This is a genomic window from Porphyrobacter sp. MBR-49 (assembly GCF_053628655.1).
On sequence record NZ_JBRJGU010000004.1, the window covers coordinates 308,299 to 328,021 of the forward strand.

Annotated in this window: 16 protein-coding genes and 1 pseudogene; 5 read left to right on the forward strand and 12 right to left on the reverse strand. The window is 62.4% G+C overall.

Features of this window, described 5'->3' with window-relative positions; all coding sequences use genetic code 11:
* The first annotated feature begins 4 nt into the window (after nt 1-4).
* Entirely contained in the window at nt 5-3,601 is a 3,597-nt protein-coding gene (locus ACSSV3_RS07800) for an ABC transporter permease/M1 family aminopeptidase (RefSeq protein WP_354323528.1), read from the forward strand.
* An 11-nt stretch (nt 3,602-3,612) separates the two neighbouring features.
* Here ACSSV3_RS07800 and ACSSV3_RS07805 read toward each other — a convergent pair whose 3' ends face one another.
* Together ACSSV3_RS07805 and ACSSV3_RS07810 are read right to left on the reverse strand one after the other, a co-directional pair.
* Entirely contained in the window at nt 3,613-4,152 is a 540-nt protein-coding gene (locus tag ACSSV3_RS07805; protein WP_354323530.1) for a SixA phosphatase family protein, read from the reverse strand.
* Entirely contained in the window at nt 4,149-6,776 is a 2,628-nt protein-coding gene (locus ACSSV3_RS07810) for an ATP-dependent DNA helicase (RefSeq protein WP_354323597.1), read from the reverse strand. The genes ACSSV3_RS07805 and ACSSV3_RS07810 overlap by 4 nt, the downstream gene beginning before the upstream one ends.
* A gap of 204 nt (nt 6,777-6,980) precedes the next feature.
* Between ACSSV3_RS07810 and ACSSV3_RS07815 the strand changes: the two genes are divergently transcribed.
* Nucleotides 6,981-8,597 carry a lysine--tRNA ligase gene (locus ACSSV3_RS07815; protein ID WP_354323532.1) on the forward strand — a complete coding sequence of 539 codons (1,617 nt, stop codon included), beginning with the start codon at nt 6,981-6,983 and terminating at the stop codon, nt 8,595-8,597.
* Here the strand turns inward: ACSSV3_RS07815 and ACSSV3_RS07820 are convergent.
* The 5 genes and pseudogenes from ACSSV3_RS07820 to ACSSV3_RS07840 all read right to left on the reverse strand — a co-directional run.
* Nucleotides 8,543-8,794: pseudogene (locus ACSSV3_RS07820) on the reverse strand (hypothetical protein); the annotation flags it as partial. The gene ACSSV3_RS07815 and the pseudogene ACSSV3_RS07820 overlap by 55 nt on opposite strands.
* Before the next feature lie 71 nt (nt 8,795-8,865).
* Nucleotides 8,866-9,999: a hypothetical protein gene (locus ACSSV3_RS07825; protein WP_354323534.1), complete on the reverse strand. Its 1,134-nt coding sequence runs from the start codon at nt 9,997-9,999 to the stop codon at nt 8,866-8,868.
* A gap of 28 nt (nt 10,000-10,027) precedes the next feature.
* Entirely contained in the window at nt 10,028-10,729 is a 702-nt protein-coding gene (locus tag ACSSV3_RS07830) for a C39 family peptidase (RefSeq protein ID WP_354323536.1), read from the reverse strand.
* Entirely contained in the window at nt 10,714-11,070 is a 357-nt protein-coding gene (locus ACSSV3_RS07835; protein WP_354323538.1) for a hypothetical protein, read from the reverse strand. The genes ACSSV3_RS07830 and ACSSV3_RS07835 overlap by 16 nt, the downstream gene beginning before the upstream one ends.
* A gap of 78 nt (nt 11,071-11,148) precedes the next feature.
* A complete protein-coding gene (locus ACSSV3_RS07840; RefSeq protein ID WP_354323540.1) occupies nt 11,149-11,520 on the reverse strand; it encodes a hypothetical protein in 372 nt (123 codons plus the stop codon).
* A 332-nt stretch (nt 11,521-11,852) separates the two neighbouring features.
* Here ACSSV3_RS07840 and ACSSV3_RS07845 point away from each other — a divergent pair, with 332 nt between their 5' ends.
* On the forward strand, nt 11,853-12,410 hold the full coding sequence (locus ACSSV3_RS07845; RefSeq protein ID WP_354323542.1) for a cytochrome b: 558 nt from the start codon (nt 11,853-11,855) through the stop codon (nt 12,408-12,410).
* A gap of 61 nt (nt 12,411-12,471) precedes the next feature.
* Here the strand turns inward: ACSSV3_RS07845 and ACSSV3_RS07850 are convergent, their stop codons facing one another.
* The gene (locus ACSSV3_RS07850; protein ID WP_354323544.1) at nt 12,472-13,365 is read right to left on the reverse strand and encodes an RcnB family protein; all 894 of its coding nucleotides are present in this window, start codon (nt 13,363-13,365) and stop codon (nt 12,472-12,474) included.
* A 191-nt stretch (nt 13,366-13,556) separates the two neighbouring features.
* On the opposite strand from ACSSV3_RS07850, the gene ACSSV3_RS07855 reads away from it, so the two are divergent.
* Nucleotides 13,557-14,144, forward strand: a complete 588-nt coding sequence (locus tag ACSSV3_RS07855; RefSeq protein ID WP_354323545.1) for a pyridoxamine 5'-phosphate oxidase family protein — start codon at nt 13,557-13,559, stop codon at nt 14,142-14,144.
* A gap of 54 nt (nt 14,145-14,198) precedes the next feature.
* Here ACSSV3_RS07855 and ettA read toward each other — a convergent pair whose 3' ends face one another.
* Nucleotides 14,199-15,872, reverse strand: a complete 1,674-nt coding sequence (gene ettA, locus ACSSV3_RS07860; RefSeq protein ID WP_354323547.1) for an energy-dependent translational throttle protein EttA — start codon at nt 15,870-15,872, stop codon at nt 14,199-14,201.
* A gap of 121 nt (nt 15,873-15,993) precedes the next feature.
* On the opposite strand from ettA, the gene ACSSV3_RS07865 reads away from it, so the two are divergent.
* A complete protein-coding gene (locus ACSSV3_RS07865; RefSeq protein WP_354323548.1) occupies nt 15,994-17,409 on the forward strand; it encodes a M20/M25/M40 family metallo-hydrolase in 1,416 nt (471 codons plus the stop codon).
* A 4-nt stretch (nt 17,410-17,413) separates the two neighbouring features.
* Here the strand turns inward: ACSSV3_RS07865 and ACSSV3_RS07870 are convergent, their stop codons facing one another.
* Genes ACSSV3_RS07870 through ACSSV3_RS07880 form a run of 3 tightly spaced genes read right to left on the reverse strand, consistent with a single transcriptional unit; the run spans nt 17,414 to nt 19,664 of the window.
* Entirely contained in the window at nt 17,414-18,583 is a 1,170-nt protein-coding gene (locus ACSSV3_RS07870) for a dipeptidase (RefSeq protein ID WP_354323550.1), read from the reverse strand.
* Between the two features lie 40 nt (nt 18,584-18,623).
* Nucleotides 18,624-19,097, reverse strand: a complete 474-nt coding sequence (locus ACSSV3_RS07875) for a RidA family protein (RefSeq protein WP_354323552.1) — start codon at nt 19,095-19,097, stop codon at nt 18,624-18,626.
* Between the two features lie 15 nt (nt 19,098-19,112).
* Nucleotides 19,113-19,664 carry a hypothetical protein gene (locus ACSSV3_RS07880; RefSeq protein WP_354323554.1) on the reverse strand — a complete coding sequence of 184 codons (552 nt, stop codon included), beginning with the start codon at nt 19,662-19,664 and terminating at the stop codon, nt 19,113-19,115.
* Nucleotides 19,665-19,723 lie beyond the last annotated feature (59 nt).

The following is a 19,723-nucleotide window of genomic DNA, read 5'->3' on the forward strand; positions in this document are numbered from 1 at the left end:
CGCCATGTTGACCGCCTCCATCGCCACATTTGAAATCCGTTACCAATTGAAAAACCCGGTGTTCTGGGTGGCGGTAGCGATCTTTTTCCTCATCGGTTTCGGGGTCGCGGCCAGTAATAATGTCAGCATCGGCACGCCGGGTGCGGTGCATGAAAACTCGCCGTTTGCGATCACCATTGCGCTTGCGTTGCTGGGGTTGTTTTACCTGTTCGTGATCACCTCTTTCGTCGCCAATGCGGTGGTGCGCGATGATGTGACTGGGTTCGGGCCGATGATCCGCGCCACCCCGGTGGGACGCAGCCAGTTTCTGGCCGGGCGGTTCGTGGGTGGGCTGGTGATCGCGATCCTCGGCTACATGGCGGTGCCGCTGGGCATTGCGCTGGGATCAGCGATGCCGTGGGTTGATCCGGAAACTGTGGGGCCGGGCGGATTTGCCACCTATGCCTGGCCGTTCCTTGTCATCGCCATCCCCAACTTGATCCTGTCATCGGCGCTGCTGTTCAGTCTCGCCACGATCACGCGGTCGATGCTGGCGAGCTATATCGGCGTGCTCATTCTGGTGATGGGTTATCTTACCACCAGCGCCGTGCTGGGCAATGAGCCTGAATATCAGGACGCGCTCGCCCGGTTTGAACCGATGGCGCTTGGCGCGATTGGCGAAATTTCGCGCTACTGGACGGCGGCAGAGATGAACACGCGGGCGATCCCGTTCGAAGGTAATCTGCTGATCAACCGGTTGCTGGTGCTGGGCTGTTCGGCGCTGTTCCTTGGCCTTGCCTGGTGGCGATTCAGCATGACTGAACGCGCGCCGTCGCGCTGGCGGCAGCGGCGGCTGGCGAAGCAGGCAAGCCGCGCGGCCAAGGCTGAGGCGGTGCAGCCACAGGTTCTTACAGCGCCTGCACGCCGCAGCTTTGGCACCGGCCACGCGCTGGCGAGTTTCTGGACGCGGTTGAAGACTGAAACCATGCTGGTGATCAAAAGTCCCGGCCTGATCGTGCTGCTGCTGATCGCGCTGGCGTTTACGGCCTTTGGCCTCGTGTTCTCGCAAACGACCTACGGCACGCCGTCCTATCCGCTGACCGCCAACGTTATCACGTCGGTCATCGGCGGCATGGCCCTGTTCACGCTGATCGTCGCGGTATTTTACGGCGGCGAGCTGGTCTGGCGTGAGCGTGACGTGAAGATCAATGAAATCATCGACGCCGCGCCTGTGCCCGGCTGGGTGATGTTCGTGCCCAAGATTCTGGCGATATTCGCGGTGTTGTTGGCGATGTCGCTGACAGGGATGGTGGCCGGCGTGTTGTATCAAATCGTACTGGGCGCGCCGAGCATTGATGTCGGCTTATATCTCAGCGCCTATGTCCTGCCGCAGAGCATTGACCTGCTGCTGCTGGCGGTGCTGGCGGTGTTTTTTCAGGTGCTCAGCCCCAACAAATATATCGGTTGGGGCCTGTTTCTGGTGTGGTTCGTCAGCCGCATTTTCCTGTCGAACCTTGGCTATACCAACATGCTCTATTTGTTCGGCGGCGGGCCGGGCGAACCGCTCAGCGACATGAACGGCACCGGCGGGTTCTGGGTCGGCGGGCTGATTGCGCGGGCCTATTGGGCGTGTTTCGGGCTGCTGCTGCTGGTGATGGCGCATTGGGCCTGGCCGCGCGGCACGGTGGCGGCGGTGTGGCCCCGGCTAAAGGGCATGGGGCGGCGCATCACGCTGGCATCGGGTGCCACGGCGCTGGCAGCCGTCGGCGGGATGATCGGCACAGGGCTTGTCATCCACCAAAATATCAAGGTGCTCAACACCTATCAGACCGCTGATGAGCGCGAGGCGCAGGCCGCAGATTATGAACGCAAATATCTCAAATACGAAAGCCTGCCGCGTCCGGTCGTCACCGATGTTGAATTTGCCGTGGACGTCTATCCCGATGAACGGCGGATGGAGGTGGCTGGCCATTATCTGATGCGCAACGATACTGCGCAGCCGATTGCCGAACTGCACGTGCGGCAGGGCGATGATGCGCTGGAATTCACCCGGCTGGAGATTGCCGGAGCCACGCTGACCAGCCATGACGCGGAGTTTGACTACCGCATTTACCGGTTTGATACGCCGCTGGCTCCGGGGGCGACCACGCGGCTTGATTTCAGTTCGCGGCTGTGGCGGCGCGGTTTCGCCAATGGCGCGGCGGCGACCGATATTGTCGATAACGGCACCTTTGTGAACAACGGAGCCTTCGCTCCGATAATCGGCATGGACAGGCGCGGGCTGTTGCAGGATCGCACCGTGCGCCGCCGCCAAGGCCTGCCCGATGAACTGCGCACCGCCAAGCTGGAAGATACTGCGGCGCAGAACCGTAACTACATCAGCGCAGACTGGGTCAATTCGCGCATCACCATCAGCACTGCCGCCGATCAGGTGCCGATTGCGCCGGGCAACAAGGTGTCCGATCAAGTGAAGGGCGGTCGCCGTATCGCGGTGTTTGAAAGCCCGGCCCCGATCCTCAATTTCTTCTCGGTGCAATCGGCGCGCTATGCCGTGGCTGAGGACACTTTCGGGGACGTGCAATTGTCGGTCTATCACGATCCGCGCCATGCGTGGAACGTGCCTGCGATGTTGGCGGCGATGAAGACCTCGCTTGGATACTTCACCGAAAATTTCGGCCCGTATCAGTTCGGCTATGCGCGAATTATCGAATTCCCGGGATATGCGGGATTTGCGCAGGCGTTTGCAGGGACGATGCCCTATTCGGAAAGCATCGGCTTTGCCGCCGATGTGCGCGACCCGGAAACCATCGATTATGTCTCCTACGTCACCGCGCACGAGTTGGGCCACCAATACTGGGCGCATCAGGTGGTCGGCGGCGATATGCAGGGATCGACCCTGCTGTCCGAAACGCTGGCGCAATACAGCGCGCTGATGGTGATGGAAGAACTGTATGGCGCGGACAAGATCCGGCGGTTCCTGAAATATGAACTCGATCAATATCTCCGCGGGCGCAAAACCGATGTGCTGGACGAACAGCCGCTGCTGCGGGTCGAGAATCAGGGGCACATCCATTACCGCAAGGGGGCATTGGTGATGTATCTGCTCCAGCATCGGCTCGGCGAAGATGCGGTCAACCGCGCGCTGGCCCGGTTGATTACCCGCTACAAGTTCAAGGGCGCGCCGTACCCGCGCAGCCTCGATCTGATTGCCGAATTGCGCAAAGAAGCGATCACGCCCGAAGATCAGGCGCTGATCACTGATCTGTTCGAGCGGATCACGATCTATGACCTGAAAGCGAAAGAGGCAGTGACCACGCAGTTGGTCGATGGCCGCTGGAGCACCCGCATCACCATCGAAGCAGGCAAGTTTTACGCTGACGGTAAGGGCAAGGAGACGCCGGCGAAACTGGCCGAAGATATCGAAGTCGGCCTGTTCACCGCGCGGCCCGAAACAAGCGCGTTCGATCGCGCGAACGTGCTGTCGATGAAACGCTCACCGATCCGTGCGGGTCGTCAGGTGATCGAAGTGGTGACTGCCAAGAAGCCGCTGTTTGCCGGGGTTGATCCCTACAACTTCTATATCGACCGGGATTCGGACGATAATCTGGTGCCGGTGAGTTAACTCTCAGGCCCCTAACCTTCAGGCCCCAGCGCCGGGTCAAGATCGCGCGGGCGGGCGAAATGCACCAGCTTGGCGCAGTAGCGTTTGAGATCAGCCCAGTGGTCGATATCGCATTCGAGCACGGCGTAGGTCGCGGTGGGGAACTTCACCACCGCCTCGCGGAACAGGTCGTTTTCCTTGCCCGGCGCGACCAGTTCCAGCAACACGTCTTGCAATCCCGGATTGTGCCCGCAAATCAGCAGCGCCTGCGCCTCATCCGCGCCGCTGCCAGCATGGGCCTCAATCGTTTCGGCGATGGAGTCAAAACTGGCGAGGTAAAGGCGCTGGTCGAAGACCGGGGTGACGGCTGGCAGCGCCGCGTCGAGCGTCTGTTTAACTCGCACCGCCGGGCTGGCGATCAGCCTGTCCCATGTCACGCCGTGATCGCGGATATGATCGCCGATCACCTTTGCGCCCTGCCGTCCGCGCGCATTCAGGCCGCGGTCGAAATCGCGCTGGCTGGTGTCGTCCCAATCGGACTTGGCGTGACGCAGGAGGCCGAGAATCTTCATGGCAGCAAGGCTCCTCGCACGGGGACGGCGTCGATGCCTCCAACACCAGCGGCGACGCGTTGTAAAGCCTGTTCCAGCGTGACGCGCAGCACCGGGGTGCCCGGCGGAAAGGCTGATAGCAGCCGCGTGGGAAAGGCGGGTGACAGCACCACGAAATGCCCCGCGTCATCCTTGCTGCGGATCAACCGCCCGAAGGCCTGGGCCAGCTTGGCACGGATGATCCGGTCGTCATACTTGCTCCCGCCACCCGCCGCGCGGCGCGCCTTGTGGAGAATGTCGGGGCGCGGCCACGGCACCTGTTCCAGCACCACGCAGCGCAAGGAATGCCCCGGCACATCCACCCCGTCGCGCAGCGCATCGGTGCCGATCAGGCTGGCACGCGGATCATCGCGGAAAATGTCGACCAGCGTGCCGGTGTCGATCGGATCGACGTGCTGGGCATAGACCGGCAGGCCAGCCCGCGCGAGCCGATCGGCAATCCGGCCATAGACCGCGCGCAGCCGCCGGATCGCAGTAAACAGGCCTAGCACCCCGCCGTCCGACGCCTCGATCAGCCGCGCGTAAGCCCCGGCGAGTGCGGGCAAATCGCCCTTCTTGATGTCGGTGATGATCAGCACCTCGGCGCGGGCGGCGTAATCGAACGGACTGTCCGCCGCCGACAGCAGCGGCGCGCTGTCGATATGCGCCGCGCCGGATCGCGCAATCGCGCTCGCCCAGTGATCATCATCACTCGCACGGTCGGTCAGTGTGGCGCTGGTCAGCAGCACCCCGTGCGCGGGTTCGAGCACGACGCGGGCAAACGGCTTCATCGGGTCGAGCCAGCGGCGGTGGATCGCGACATCGAATTCGCGCGCGTCGGAACGGTCAACCGCCAGCCAATCGACGTATTCGGGGTCAGCCGGGCCGCCGAGCCGGTCAAGCAGCGCCTCCCACGCGGTGATCAGATCGATCCGCCATGTCAGCGCAAAGCGCGCGCCTTCGATGCGGGCGCGGCCTTGGGTGTCGAGCCAGTCGGGCGGATCGGCAAGGATCGCCTCCAATCGCCCGCCGAGCCGGATCAGCGGCACGCGAATGGCGGCGAGCGCCTCGCCCGCGGCTCCGGCGGCTTCGATCACGTCTCCGGGCAGGCCCGCCGCTTCGGTCTCTATGGCGTAGCCTGCGTCGATCCCGCCGCTTTCATCGCGGGCATAGGTCGCAGCGCGCACCGCGCCGAGCAGCGCCTCAACCGGGCCGAAGGGTGCGTTATCGGTGAGCCGTTGCAACCAGCCTTCCGACGGCAGCGTCAGCCCCGCCTTGCACGCGGCGGCAATGGCTTCGGCCCCGGCCTCGTCATAGCTGGCAAGATCGGCGAGCCGTGCGGCAAGGCCCCGCCTGCGCCCGCGCGCCTCGCGCTCCGGCCCGATGATCCAGCGCCGCAGTTCGATCGCTTCCTGCCCAGAAAGCGTCGCCGCAAAGGTCGAATCTGCCGCGTCGAACACGTGATGGCCTTCATCGAAGATCAGCCGCGTCGGGCGCTGCGCCGGATCTCTGGCCCGCGCGGCATTGACCATCACCAGCGCATGATTGGCGATCACCAGATCGGCCTGCGCGCTATCCCGCGCGGCGCGTTCGATGAAGCATTTGCGGTAATGCGGACACCCGGCGTAGATGCATTCGCCCCGGCTGTCGGTCAGCGCCGCGATGCCGCGCTTGCGAAACAGCGTGCCAAGCCAGCCGGGCAGGTCGCCTCCGACCATGTCGCCATCGCGGGTATAAGCGCCCCAGCGCGCCACCAATTGCGCCAAAATCGCCGCGCGGCCTGCAAATCCGCCTTGCAGCGCGTCCTCAAGGTTCAGCAGGCAGAGGTAATTTTCACGCCCCTTGCGCACCACCACCGGGGGCGATCCATCGGCGCGCCGCGCAGGCCACGCCCGGCGGCTTTCGGCGCGCAGTTGGCGTTGCAGGTTCTTGGTGAAGGTCGATACCCATACCGTGCCGCCGCTTTGCGCCGCCCACAGCGATGCAGGCGCAAGATAGCCTAGCGTTTTGCCGATCCCGGTGCCTGCCTGAGCGAGGGCAAGGTGGGGTCTACCGGGGGCCAAGCGCGGGGCAAAGACGCGCGCGGCATCCTGCGCATAGGCGCGCTGTCCATCGCGCTGTTCGGCCCCTGCGCCGGTCAGCCGCGCCAGTTGATCGGCCACGGCGGGCGCCGTCAGTTCGACCTGCCGGGGCGCGGGGCGTTCGGCGGCATCCTCCCATTCGGGCAGGCGGGCAAACAGCCAGCGTTCGGCCTGTTCAGGCTTGGCAATGTGGGGTTTGAGCACTTGCGCCCACGGCCAGCGCAGCCGTTCGAGCGATTGCAGCGCGCTCCACGCGCCTTCGCGTTCGCACCATTCGGGATCGCGGCACGCGGCAACCAGCGCGCCTGCCGCGCGTTGCAGCAGTTCGGGCACGCCCTCGTCACCCACAGGCATAGGCAAGCCGAGCGCCTCAGCCAGCCCGCGCGGGGTCGGCACGCAGAACCGCGCTGGGTGGATGAAGGCGAAGGCTTCGAGCAGGTCGAGCCCTGACAGATCGGGATAGCCCAAACGGCTCGCTACCAAAGGCGCATTGATCAGCAGCACGGGGGTATCGGCGGCGGCCATGATCGCATCGCCTTTCGACACGGCATTGGTCGGCCCACCGGCGGCGCGCAGCCAATGGCCGCCGTGGCTGGCATGGAGCGCGGGCAGGCTGATGGGATCGGGCAGGGCAGCGAGGGGCGTCACGCCGCCTTGAATGGGCGAGGCAGGCGCGAATGTAAACGCACGCTTGCAACCAAGGCGAGGTTGCCTAATAGCCCGCCCACTATGACCATCACGCCCGAAGCTCTCATCACCGCCGCGCAATCCTCCAAGGCCTGGCCGTTTCAGGAGGCGCAGCGGCTTGCCAAGCGGTTGCCGCAGGGGAAGCCCGGCGGAGTGCTGTTTGAAACCGGCTATGGCCCGTCAGGCCTGCCGCATATCGGCACATTTCAGGAAGTACTGCGCACCACGCTGGTGCGCCGCGCCTATGAAGCGCTGACCGGACAGCCCACCCGGCTGGTGGCGTTTTCGGATGATATGGACGGCTTGCGCAAGGTGCCCGACAATGTGCCGAACAAGGATATGCTGGCGCGGCACATGGGCCTGCCGTTAAGCCGCATTCCCAACCCGTTTGGCACCGAATACGAAAGTTTCGCCGCGCATAACAACGCGATGCTGCGCGAATTTCTCGACCAGTTCGGGTTTGAATACGAGTTCGTCAGCTCGTCTGATTGCTACAATTCGGGCCGGTTCGATGACGCGCTGAAGGGCGTGCTCGCCAATTTCGGTGCGATCATGGACATCATGCTGCCGACCTTGGGCGAAGAACGCCGTCAGACCTATTCGCCGGTCATGCCGATTTCGCCAACCACCGGTGCGGTGTTGCAGGTGTCGATTGCCGTGGTGGACGCCGCCGCCGGGATTATCCGCTTCACCGATGAAGACGGCAACACCGTCGAACAATCCGCCTTGGGCGGCATGGCCAAGTGCCAATGGAAGGTCGATTGGGCGATGCGCTGGGTCGCGCTGGGCGTCGATTACGAGATGTATGGCAAGGATTTGACCGACAGCGGCATTCAATCGGGTAAAATCGCCCGCGTGCTTGGCGGACACAAGCCCGAAGGCCTGATCTACGAGCTGTTCCTCGATGCCAAGGGTGAGAAGATTTCCAAGTCCAAGGGCAACGGCCTGACCATCGATGAATGGCTGCAATACGGCAGCGAGGAATCGCTGGGCTATTACATCTTCGCCAATCCCAAGAGCGCCAAGCAATTGCACGCGGGCGTGATCCCCAAGGCGGTGGACGATTACTGGCAGTTCCGCGCGGCCTTGCCGGGGCAGGAAATCGACAAGCAATTGGGCAACCCGGTGTGGCACCTGCTGCGCACGAATGAACGGCACGAAGGCGCACAGGCACCGGGTGCGGGCGATACGCTGCCGGTGCCGTTCAGCCTGCTGCTGAACCTTGTGGGTGTGCTGGGCGCAGGTGCGACGCGCGAAGCGGTGTGGTCATACCTTGGCAATTATGTTGCGGATGCCGATCCGGCGGTGCATCCGGCGCTGGACGTGCTGGTGGGCAAGGCGCTCGCCTATAACCGCGATTTTGTCGCGCCAACATTGCACAAGCGCGCGCCGGTGGGCGGCGAAGTCGCGGCGTTGCAGGCGCTCGATGCTGCGCTGGCTGACGCCGATCCGGCCACCAGTGCCGAGGATTTGCAGACCATCGTCTATGAAATCGGCAAGCAGGAAGCCTTCGGGTTCGACAATCTGCGCGATTGGTTCAAGGCGCTGTACGAAACCCTGCTGGGCAGCGAACAAGGCCCGCGCATGGGCAGCTTCATCGCGCTTTACGGCAGCGCACCAACCCGGCAATTGATCGCAGAGGCGCTCGACCGACGGTGATTCCCCGCGCAGGTGCGATACCATTTGGTGATGACGTATTTCGCGCCCCGTTCCACCGGCAACCCGGCGTGCAACGTGGCATCGTTGGGGCAACCATCGGGCAGGGCGTTGTTCCAGATCAGCAGCACACCGGGCTGAGGCGTGATTTCAATACCGAGCGCGCTGAACATCGTCGCGCCGCCTGCCTCGACCGCATCGTTTGCGATTGGGCAGACGGCTTCATTATCAGCAAGCCGCGCGCCCCAACGCGCGCGAGGGCGTGGTAACGTCAGAACCTGACGGGAAGCGAAATCACCAGGGCATAGTCGGGGCTGTCCTCTGTCAGCCCGAACCGCGCGGCGATATCGAGCAGTACGCCGCGATGGAGCAGTGAGGAGGCCCCGGTTGTCAGAAACGCGACTGTCCGGCTTGACCCGTCGACCGGCATGCCGCCGAACCGGAATGGTGAATGGAATTGCTGATCGAAAGTGAAGCGCAGCGACGTTTCCGGGCTGGCTGCAAGCAGCGTGCCGAGCGAAACGCCCACAACATCGCCCGGATCGATCGCCTGCTCGGCGAAGAATGAATCATAGGAAACGCTGCCCACGAAAACCAGCGGGTCCTGTCGCTTGATCGCGGTGAGCGACCCGCCGAGCGAGGCGAAGCCGCCGCCAAGCGCCACGCCATCGTCTTCGAACTTTCCGCTGCCCGTGTTCCATCTCAGCCGCCCGACCAGATCGGGCAACCATCCCCGCTCGCGCAGCAGCGTATGCGCCAGTGCCACGCTCACGTCACCGAACGCCGAACGCGATTGGCTGGTAGCGCCGATCGGGCCGAAGCCAACCTTGGTGACAAGCGAGCGATCGACGAACTGATAGGGAAGGCTGATTTCGATCTGAGAATCGAGCGGCAGCCCCATGCGCAGCGACAGTCCGGCGATATATTGGTTGCGGCGCTGTTCTGCGGTGCCGATCAGTGTCGCATCGTCCTCGAAGATAAAGGTAGGTGCGGAATTCACCTGGCGCACAAATCCGAATTGCGGCGTGATCTCGATTGCACCGCCGGGCAGCAACAGCGCACCGGCCTGGACCAATGTACGCTCAAGCGCGCGATCGGCATCGGCACCGGTGTAGGCCGGCGCTGGATCGGGCGCGCCCGATGCGATGACCGGATCTGTGTTCGTAGGCGCCATTTGCGGTGCGCGCGCGGCTTGCAATTGCGGACCGGTTTGCCCGGCCAGCGCCAATTCAAGCTGCTCGACCCGGGCGAGAAGATCAGCGATGATTGCGTCGCGCTGCGCAAGTTCGTGCTGTAGCAGTTGCGCGCTATCGTCCCTATCGGCTTCCTGCGCCGTGGCCGGGTATGGCAGCGCTGCAAGCAGCGCGGCGCATATCGCAGCCATCATCATATCCTGGCGTTTCATCGCTTGCCCCCCCAAAGCGCTTGCACCATCAGCGCAGCATCACGAAATCGCTGTCTTGCGGCGTGAGCCTGTGCGCAGTGCTCGCTTGGCCCGGCCGGGTGACGACAAAGCCGATGCGCCCCAGATTCTCGTCGTCGATCCACGCATCTTCGAACCGCGCGATCGGCATGGTGCGGTTGCCGAAGGCCGGGTCTGCCAGCAGCACGCGGTTGCCCCTGACACCGCGAAAGATCACAAAGTGGCGATAGCCCTGCAGTTCGACCGGGACCATCACCGGTGCCATCTGTAGGAGCTGATCTAGATCTAGCTGGCCATAGCCGATCCCCTCATAGCCGCGGGCATCGACGAAACGCTTCAGGTCGAGCAGCGAAAAGCCGAGCCGTGCCCTGATGATTTGTGGATTGGCGAGATATTCCGCCCGGCTGATGAGGCTGGTGGCGATTTCGCGCTCGCTCACCGGGTCGTCGAACTGGTGGTTCAAAATCGTTGCCAGCGCCGCCGCGCCGCAGCTGATGTCCCATTGCTGGAGGACGACGTTCTCGCGCCGCAATTCGAGCAGTGAGGTAACCGGCGCTTGCGCACTCGCTACTGCTGGCGAGCCTGCAAGTAGCGCGCAGGCGAGTCCGCACGCCGCCATGCAGCGCGTGCTGGCCGGGCCAGATTGCAACCGGCCCCGGGGAAGCGCGAACTGGCTTCCCCGCAGGCCGTGCTGCTTCAGCAGATCGAGCACAAGAACTCGATAGACGGGCTGTTGAATGCAGCGCTCCACGGCCCTTCGTTGCCCGAGGCATCAGATCCTGTTGGCGAGCGGTCGAAGTTGGGGTGGAAATCCCCGGGCGCGGCGTTGTCGAACCCTGTGAATATCACCTTGCCGTTGGGCAGCCCCAGATCGCCAGCGGTGATCCGGTCAAGTTCGGTGAGCGAAAGCTGCACGGGATGCGGTTGCGCATCGGGTGCCACAGCCGCCTCTTCTGCGACGGGCGCTGGTGCCGGTTCTTGCTGTTCGGCGGCGAGTGTCTGGCCGTAGAGCAGAAAGCCTGAGGCGATCAGTGCGGTATGAATGATTTTCATGATAAGCTCCTTTGATTTTAGGTTCAACGATGGATGCCGCCAGCCCGCCGCGACGCGCAGCAGGCTGGCGGCAGGCAATCAGCAGAATGCAAGGCAGATCGAATTGGGCACGGTGCTCGGCACCGCAGTGCCGAGGTGGCCGGCGTGATCGATCAGGCCCTTATCCGCGTTGCTGTTGTGGTGCAGGCTGAATCCCGCAGCGATCAGCGCGGCCCAAGGCTGGGTCGCCACATTGTCACGACCGAGTCCGGCGGTGACGCGATCCAATTGATCCGGCGAAAGTTGCACCTGAACAATAGGTGCACGCGGATTCGACTCAGCTACCGCAGGTGCGGGCAGAATAGTCAAAACCGGTTGCAATGGATCGGGGCCAGCCTGCGGCTCGCTAGCAAGTAATTGTCCGGAAAACAAAATTCCGGCAGCAATTGGAATGTATTGAATGATTTTCATCTTGAGTCCCCCCTCTGCTTGTTTGCAACGGAAGCGACCCACGCACGCCACATTAAGTGGTTGTGCTCAGTTGATATACATCATTCAAATATAGCGGGCAACATGATTTTGTAATTCAGTTGCAATTTAGAAACAATCTATACTTGTAAGGTTCTTAGCTGCACGCACGCTGGCACCGACGCGGGCGAGGGCGCTCTGATCGGGGGCGGGGGCGGGCGCGGTCATGGCGCACGGCCTAGTAAGCCGCGCCGGGCGCGCAAGTATCGCCGCGCATTGCCCTGCGGCGCAGGCGTGCTAGGCACGCCAATACGGGGGATCATGGGAGCAATGGTATGAGCCTTAATCCAAAAACCAAATATTCGGGCCTCGCAATGACGTTGCACTGGCTGGTAGCGATTGCGGTGATCGTGACCTGGAGAATTGCCGAAGCGGCCGAACTGGCCCCGACGCGTGAGGCGCGCGGCGAGATCATGGGCAATCACTTTGCGCTGGGCGTGGTGATCTTTTTGCTGGTGGCCACACGGTTTATCTGGCGGCAGATGAACCCGCCGCCCGCGCAGATCGCCAGCCACGCCCCGTGGGAAAAGATGCTCGCCAAGGCGACCCATCTGGCAATGTACACGCTGTTGCTGGTGATGCCGCTGGTGGGGTGGTTTGCGATGTCGACCTATGGTTCGCCGATCAGTGTGTGGGGCGTGGTGGAAGTGCCTGCGCTGCCAGTGCCGGTGAACCCCGATCTGGCCGGAGAGATATTTGATCTTCACGCCATCGCCGGAACCACTTTACTGGTGCTGATTGCGGTGCATGTGCTGGCGGCCTTGAAGCATACCTTCATCGACAAGGATGGAACGCTGTTCCGGATGCTGCCGTTTGGATCGGTCAAGCGCTGACGCGGCACGAAAAACCCCGCCGGATCGCTCCGGCGGGGTGTGATCAGCAGCGCTGATCCGCTTACCAGAAGAAGTCGTAGATGGTGTCCACCACTTCGCCTGTGGCCATGTCGACAAGCAGCACGTCGTCATAATAACGCACCCACTGATAGGGGGCATAAGCGGGCGGCAAGCGATAGGAATAAGGGTCGCTGATAAAGAACCGCGGCTGGTAAAACGCGCTGTGAAGGAAGAAGCCGATTTGCAAGCGGCTATAACGGTGAGAGCGGTACGGCGCATAATACGCACCGGGGCGATAAATATATCGGTTGGCACGCCGGTAATCGGCCCAGTTGTAGCTGCGGTTGCCGCGCCAGCCTCGATCCCACCGGCGGTAATCGCGGCGATCTGAATCGCGGTAGTTATTGCGATCTCCGCGACGGTAATCACTGCGATCTCCGCGACGGAAGTCACTGCGATCCCCTCTGCGGAAATCGCTGCGATCATTGTTCCAACGCTGCCGGTCGTTGCGATAATCGGCGAGATGCCGATTGGCGCGTTGATCAGTGCGATTTTCGATCCGATTGGCCCGGAAATCGCCGCGCCGTTCAATACGGTTGGCCCGCGCTTCGCTGCGACGATCAACGCGGACGGCGGCGCGATCCCGACCGCGCTGATTGAGTTGGCTAGCACGGATATCACCGCGTCGTTCGACCCGATTAGCGCGCGCTTCGCTGCGGCGTTCAACCCGCTGCGCTCGCGCCTGACCTTGACGTTGGCGGTTTTGCGCCCGCGCCTGTTTACGTTCGCTGCGGTTTTCGCTACGCACGTGCGGGCGCTCGGCACGGGCCTGCGCGCGCGCCTCGCTGCCCCTGTCAGCCCGGTTCTGCGCTTCGGCAGGTGTGGCGGGTAGCGATAAGGTGAGTGCGAGCGCCAAAGCTGCCAGCGATCCACCCTTGAAGAAAAGGTTTGTCATCGTTGTTGCCTCCAGTGTCGCCGATCCACCACAAGCGGCTAGTTGATGAGTCGGACATAGCCTGTCGAGACTGTCGCAGGGATGAACCATCGCATAAATGTTCAGAAAAAATGTCAATAATATGAATGGCGTTTCAAATCGAGACAGAGCAACTTGACTGCCAATGGCGCGCGCCCAAAGGCGAAAAGGCCATGTTTGAAACGCTCGACGCTGTTCGCACCGATTGCCTCACCCGCCTGATCCGCGCGGCGCGTGATCGCAAATCACCGATGCAAACGCCGGTTATTGTTACTGGTGATGTCGATGCGCGGGTAATGGTGCTGCGCGCCTTCGATCGCGAGTCGGGTAGGCTGCGCCTGCATACCGATGCGCGCTCCCCCAAGGCGCAGGTAATCGCAGCCGATCCGCGCGTGGCGGTGTTATTTTATGACAGGGACGCCAAAATCCAGATCCGCGCGCGCGGGACAGGGCAGATAATCACCACCGGGCCGCAGCTGGACAGCGCCTGGGCAACCAGCACCAATTTCGCGCGGCGGTGTTATCTGGGGGAAGGGCCGGGCGCGCCTTCGCAGCACCCCACTTCAGGCCTGCCGTCGGAGTTTGAGGGGGTTGAGCCTGACGATGCGCAGTTAATTCCCGCGCGTGAGAACTTCGCCTTGCTGATGATCACCATCACCGCGCTCGATTGGCTGTATCTGGCCCACACCGGCCACATCCGCGCACAGTTTACCCGCGCGGATGGGGGTGCAGAGTGGCAGGGGCGCTGGGTCACGCCGTGAGTTGGCGCGGTTGCGCTGCCCCCACCTCAAAGCGGGGGCAGGCTCCCGGCAATCCTACCGCGTCAGCTTCTTGTAAGCCAACCGGGTCGGGCGATCTGCCGCATCGCCCAGGCGGCGGCGCTTGTCTTCTTCGTAGGCTTCGAAGTTGCCTTCGAACCATTCGACATGGCTGTTGCCTTCAAACGCGAGGATGTGCGTGGCGAGGCGATCGAGGAAGAAGCGATCGTGGCTGATTACCACCGCGCAGCCCGCAAAGTTTTCAATCGCGTCTTCCAATGCGCCCAGCGTTTCGACGTCAAGGTCATTGGTCGGTTCATCGAGCAGCAGCACGTTGCCGCCTTGCTTCAGCATTTTGGCCATGTGCACGCGGTTGCGCTCACCGCCCGATAGTTTGCCGACGTTTTTCTGCTGATCCGCGCCCTTGAAGTTGAACGCACCTACATAGGCGCGGGTCGAGGTTTCCTGCTTGTTGACCGTCATGTAATCGTGTCCGCCGGAGATTTCCTGCCACACGTTGTTGTCTGGATTCAGATGGTCGCGGCTCTGGTCAACATAGCCAAGGTGCACGGTGCTGCCGATCTCGATCGTGCCGCTGTCGGGTTGTTCCTTGCCAGTGATGATCTTGAACAGCGTGGATTTGCCCGCGCCGTTAGGGCCGATGATGCCAACGATGCCGCCCGGGGGCAGCATGAACGACAGGTTTTCGAACAACAGCTTGTCGCCGTAAGCTTTGGTCAGGCCCTTGGCCTCGATCACCTTGCTGCCCAATCGCTCGGGCACCTGAATCACGATCTGCGCCTTGCCGAGCGAACGATTATCCTGCGCGTTCTGCAATTCTTCAAACTTGCGGACACGCGCCTTGGACTTGGTCTGACGCGCGGCAGGGGTCTGGCGAATCCATTCGAGCTCGCGCTGCAGGGCCTTCTGCTTGCCGGATTCCTCGCGACTTTCCTGCTCCAGCCGCTTGGCTTTCTTTTCGAGGTAGGTCGAATAATTGCCTTCGTAGGGGTAGTAGCTGCCCCGATCGAGTTCGAGGATCCATTCAACCACATTATCGAGGAAGTAACGGTCGTGGGTGATCATCAACACCGCGCCGGCATATTCCTTGAGATGGTTTTCCAGCCACTGCACGCTTTCTGCATCAAGGTGGTTGGTGGGTTCATCCAACAGCAGGATCGAAGGTTTCTGGATCAGCAGCCGGGTGAGCGCGACGCGGCGTTTTTCCCCGCCCGACAGGCTTTCCACGCCCATATCGCCCGGCGGGCAGCGCAGGGCCTCCATCGCGACTTCAAGCTGGTTGTCGAGCGTCCAGCCGTCAACCGCGTCGATCTTGTCCTGCAATTCGCCCATTTCCGCGCCGAGTGTTTCAAAATCGGCGTCCGGTTCACACATCAGCGCGCTGATTTCGTTGAAACGGTCAACCATGTCGGCGACCCCGCGCGCGCCGTCCTTGACGTTTTCGAGCACGGTCTTGGTCAGATCGAGTTCTGGCTCCTGTTCCAGATAGCCGACGGTGATGTTCTCACCCGGCCAGGCTTCGCCGGTGAAGTCCTTGTCGACCCCCGCCATGATCTTCATCAGCGTCGATTTGCCCGCGCCATTGGGGCCGACGATGCCGATCTTCGCGCCCTGATAGAATTGCAGCGAGATATTGGCGAGCACCGGCTTTTGGGCACCGGGGAAGGTTTTGGTCATGTCCTTCATGACAAAGGCATATTGCGCGGCCATCGGATCAGTCCTTTTGGGATCGAAAAATCGGGTTGGGAGGTTTGGCTGCGCAGATAGGGAAGGGCAGAGGCAAGGGCAAGCGGCTAGACTCGTGCCCCGCGCGGCGATAGCAACGCTGCCCATGAACCGCACCATCACCGCGCTGTCAGCGCTTTCGCTCGTTGTCCTGTCCACTGCCGCTGTTGCCGAGTCTCCCACGCTGGAGGCGCAGGCCGACATCGCGCTGGAAAGCGACCGTGTCGCATGGGACTTCGTCGAGGGGATCACCACAGAAGTCGGCCCGCGTCAGGCCGGGACCGAGGCTGAGGCGCGCGCCCGCGCATGGGCGATGGCGTGGCTGACGGCCAAGGGCTTTGCCAATGTCGCGGATGAGCCGTTCATGATGGACACCTGGGTGCCCGGTGACATCGCCCGCGCCCGCGTGACCGCACCGTTCGCTCAGGATATGGTTGTCCTGCCGCTCGGCAATTCTGCCGCAACGCCTGTTGGCGGGATCGAAGCTGAAGTGGTGTTCTTCCGCACGGTGGACGACCTGCGCGCCGCGCCCGAAGGCAGCCTGAAAGGCAAGATTGCCTATATCAGCCACCAGATGCGCCCGGCGCAGGATGGCTCGCACTATGGCTTCGCCGGGCCTGCACGCTGGGTTGGTGCAGGGATCGCGGCAAGCAAGGGCGCGATTGCCACTGTCATCAAGTCGGTCGGCACCGATTACCACCGCAACCCGCACACCGGCGGCACCAGCTTTCCTGAAGGTGTGAAGCCGACCCCGGCAGGCGCGCTGAGCCTGCCCGATGCCGAGAACCTTGAACGGATGTTCGCCCGCGCTGGGGGCCGTCCCGTCACCATGAAGCTCGAAATGAACCCGCGCCAGATCGGCCAGACCCAAAGCGGCAACGTGGTGGCCGAGATAGTGGGGCGCAATCCGTCGCTCCCGCCGGTGCTGCTCGCTTGCCATATCGACAGCTGGTGGAATGCGCCCGGCGCGTTTGACGATGGCGCGGGCTGCGGGATCATCGCAGCGGCAGCGTTTCACGTGAAACATTCAGGCCAGCCCCTGCGCACCATCCGTATTTTGATGGCAGGCGCGGAGGAAACCGGCCTCTGGGGCAGCCAAGCCTATAGCAAGGCGCACCTGGACGAGCCTATCGCTGTTGGAATCGAGAGCGATTTCGGCGCTGACCGGATCTGGCGCTTTGACAGCAATTTCCGTGAGACCAACCCCGCCTTGCACAAACGCATCGCCAGCGCGGTCGCCCGGTTTGGCGTATCAACCAGCAACGAAGTCGCCACCGGCGGGGCCGATCTCAACATCGTGCGCGATCAGAAGGGCGCGTTGGTAGATTTGCAACAGGACGGCACCCGTTATTTCGATCTGCACCACACGCCCGACGACACGCTCGACAAGATCGACAAGGCCCAGCTGCGTCAGAACGTCGCGGTGTGGACGCAGGTGGTCGGCATCCTCGCCAATCAGGAAACCGCAATCCTGACCGGCACCCCGATCCCCGCCGCGCCGCCGATCATGCAGGCGCAGTAATTATTCAGACGGATTGCCGGGGCTCAACAGCGGCCATGATCCGCAGGAAATTGCCGCCAATCAGTTTTGCAATGTCAGGCTCCCCCATCCCGCCGCGCAGCAATCCGGCCACATAATGGGGCAGGCGGGCATAGGTATCGAACACGGGTTTGTAATTGGCATCCATATCCGTGCCCATGCAGACGTGATCGATGCCGACCGCGTCGACCAATTCGAACGTCCGGGTAACGAAGCCGCGCAGATCGGTGATACCGATCCCCGCCGGCCACGCCCCCAGCAGACCGCCGCCGGTTTCGGCCACGGCCAACGCCAGGTCGCGTGAAACAAAGCGGGGATGGTCGATCCCGCCAGCCTTCGCCGGGTGGATATGGACATGGCTGGCCATGACCGGCCGGGATGAGGCCTTGATTATCCCGAAAGCGGTGGCTTCGGATGCGTGGGCGACGTCGATCAGCATCCCGGCATCGTTCATGGCTTTGACCACTGCGATACCTGCCGGGGTAATGCCATTGTGAACCGGGGTGCCGGTGATGATGTCGCCCAGTTCATTGGTGCGGTAATGCATCAGCGTGACGGATCGCACGCCATCAGCATAAGATTGCGCCACGCGATCGGCCCTGCCTTCGAGGAAATCCCCGCCTTCAACCGTGAACAGCGCGCCGGGTTTGCCAGCTTTGCGCGCGGCGGCAAAATCACTCACCGACCTGACCGGATAGACCAGCCCGCTGTCCACCAACTGCTGTAAGTTGGCAATTTGCCGCTGATAGCTGGCCCATGCTTCGCCGGGTTCAAAATCACGAACCGCGGCGAGCCCTTCATCGACAAAGCCAATCGCCTGAAAATCGGCCACGGCGGCAAAGGCTGCCGCTGTCAGCCCTCCGGCCTGCATATCGCCGATGCTGCGGCTTTCGAAGGAGCCCAATATGACCGCCGCACGCGACATTCCCGAAACATTCTCTGCTCCGCTAACGAAGGTTCTCCCCGGATGGGCATGGGCATCAATCGACGGATATTTTTCCAGCAATGACCGCGCCGTTGCCAGTTCGTCCGCAGTGAAATCGTAACCCAAAGGAACCAGCGCAGGGTGTTTAAGCCGATAGGCGGCTGCGCCAAACCCGCCAGCCACCACAGCCGCCCCGCCAATCAGAAAATTGCGTTTTGTCATCAGAGCCATTGCGCGCTTCGATCCCTACTTTTTGAGTATTGAGGTCATTTCAGCGCTGGGCTTTGGCTTGCGGGCTATAGGCCCAGCATTCCAGTTCAACCCGCCCGCCATAGGCGAGGCCGGTCGACCCAAAGGCGCTGCGGGCGGGCAAGCGATCCGGCTTGAAATAGCCGACATAGACGGCGTTGAACGCTGGCCAATCATTCATGTCGGCAAGCATCACCGTGCATTTGACGACATCATCAAACCCTAGGCCATGCCGCGCCAAAACCGCGCCGATATTGTCCATGGTCTGGCGGGTTTCGCCCGCGATCCCGCCCGCCGCCAGCGTTGTTTCCCCCGGAGCAACGCCGATCTGGCCCGATAGATACAGCATGTCGCCCACTCGCACCGCTTCGGAAAATGGCATCCCTTCGGCAGCGTGATAGATCGGCTCCCCGGCATTCGACGCGGCGGGGGCAAGGGCGGCGGCCGCCGCCATGGCGGCGCCGGTGGCGTAAAGGAACAAGCGATTGGTTGGCATGAAAGGTTCTCCTTCCTATCGGGTTTCGGGCGGTGTGCCCTGTTTCAGAAGGCGCAGTCCCAACGCATAGACAAGCACCAGAACGGTAATCCCCGCAAACGACCATTTCAGGGTCGTGAAGATGCTCGCCATCCAGGCCAGCGCCACCGGCTGATCCGGGTGCAGGCTAAGAAGCATGAAAACCGTGGCATTTTCCAGAATGTCTAAACTGAACAACAGCAGCGGCGGCGCGAACGGCCAGCGGGCGTGTTCCAGCCGGGTGGTGCGGGTGACAAGCGCAATCGCCCAGACGAACAACAGCGTATAGCTGATCGGATAGGCGATATCCGCCGTGACCAGAAACATCCGGTAGGAACTGCGGGCAGCATCCGAAAAGGCACCGATATTCGCAAACGCCTCTGCCGGGGTATAGGCAAACATCAGATCGAGCGGCCCCGCGCCGGGGGTCGTCAACAATTCGGCCCCAATGCGCGGCATCACACCATAGCGAATGCCCCCGCAGATCAGGGCGACGATCACCAACCGCCTGATAGTTGCCGCCGCGATCAGCCTGTCGAATAGAGCCATTGTCGATCCCTCCTCCGACGAGCTTAGAGAGATCGGAGGGCAAAGGAAACAATCGGGCG

Coding starts and splice junctions, on each gene's coding strand:
- ACSSV3_RS07875 (WP_354323552.1), bottom strand. CDS start 19,097: ATGCCAACCAATCGCTTGTTCCTTTACGCCACCGGCGCCGCCATGGCG.
- ACSSV3_RS07835 (WP_354323538.1), bottom strand. CDS start 11,070: ATGAAAATCATTCATACCGCACTGATCGCCTCAGGCTTTCTGCTCTAC.
- ACSSV3_RS07880 (WP_354323554.1), bottom strand. CDS start 19,664: ATGGCTCTATTCGACAGGCTGATCGCGGCGGCAACTATCAGGCGGTTG.
- ACSSV3_RS07800 (WP_354323528.1), top strand. CDS start 5: ATGTTGACCGCCTCCATCGCCACATTTGAAATCCGTTACCAATTGAAA.
- ettA (WP_354323547.1), bottom strand. CDS start 15,872: ATGGCCGCGCAATATGCCTTTGTCATGAAGGACATGACCAAAACCTTC.
- ACSSV3_RS07870 (WP_354323550.1), bottom strand. CDS start 18,583: ATGGCTCTGATGACAAAACGCAATTTTCTGATTGGCGGGGCGGCTGTG.
- ACSSV3_RS07845 (WP_354323542.1), top strand. CDS start 11,853: ATGAGCCTTAATCCAAAAACCAAATATTCGGGCCTCGCAATGACGTTG.
- ACSSV3_RS07815 (WP_354323532.1), top strand. CDS start 6,981: ATGACCATCACGCCCGAAGCTCTCATCACCGCCGCGCAATCCTCCAAG.
- ACSSV3_RS07810 (WP_354323597.1), bottom strand. CDS start 6,776: ATGGCCGCCGCCGATACCCCCGTGCTGCTGATCAATGCGCCTTTGGTA.
- ACSSV3_RS07805 (WP_354323530.1), bottom strand. CDS start 4,152: ATGAAGATTCTCGGCCTCCTGCGTCACGCCAAGTCCGATTGGGACGAC.
- ACSSV3_RS07855 (WP_354323545.1), top strand. CDS start 13,557: ATGTTTGAAACGCTCGACGCTGTTCGCACCGATTGCCTCACCCGCCTG.
- ACSSV3_RS07840 (WP_354323540.1), bottom strand. CDS start 11,520: ATGAAAATCATTCAATACATTCCAATTGCTGCCGGAATTTTGTTTTCC.
- ACSSV3_RS07865 (WP_354323548.1), top strand. CDS start 15,994: ATGAACCGCACCATCACCGCGCTGTCAGCGCTTTCGCTCGTTGTCCTG.
- ACSSV3_RS07850 (WP_354323544.1), bottom strand. CDS start 13,365: ATGACAAACCTTTTCTTCAAGGGTGGATCGCTGGCAGCTTTGGCGCTC.
- ACSSV3_RS07825 (WP_354323534.1), bottom strand. CDS start 9,999: ATGAAACGCCAGGATATGATGATGGCTGCGATATGCGCCGCGCTGCTT.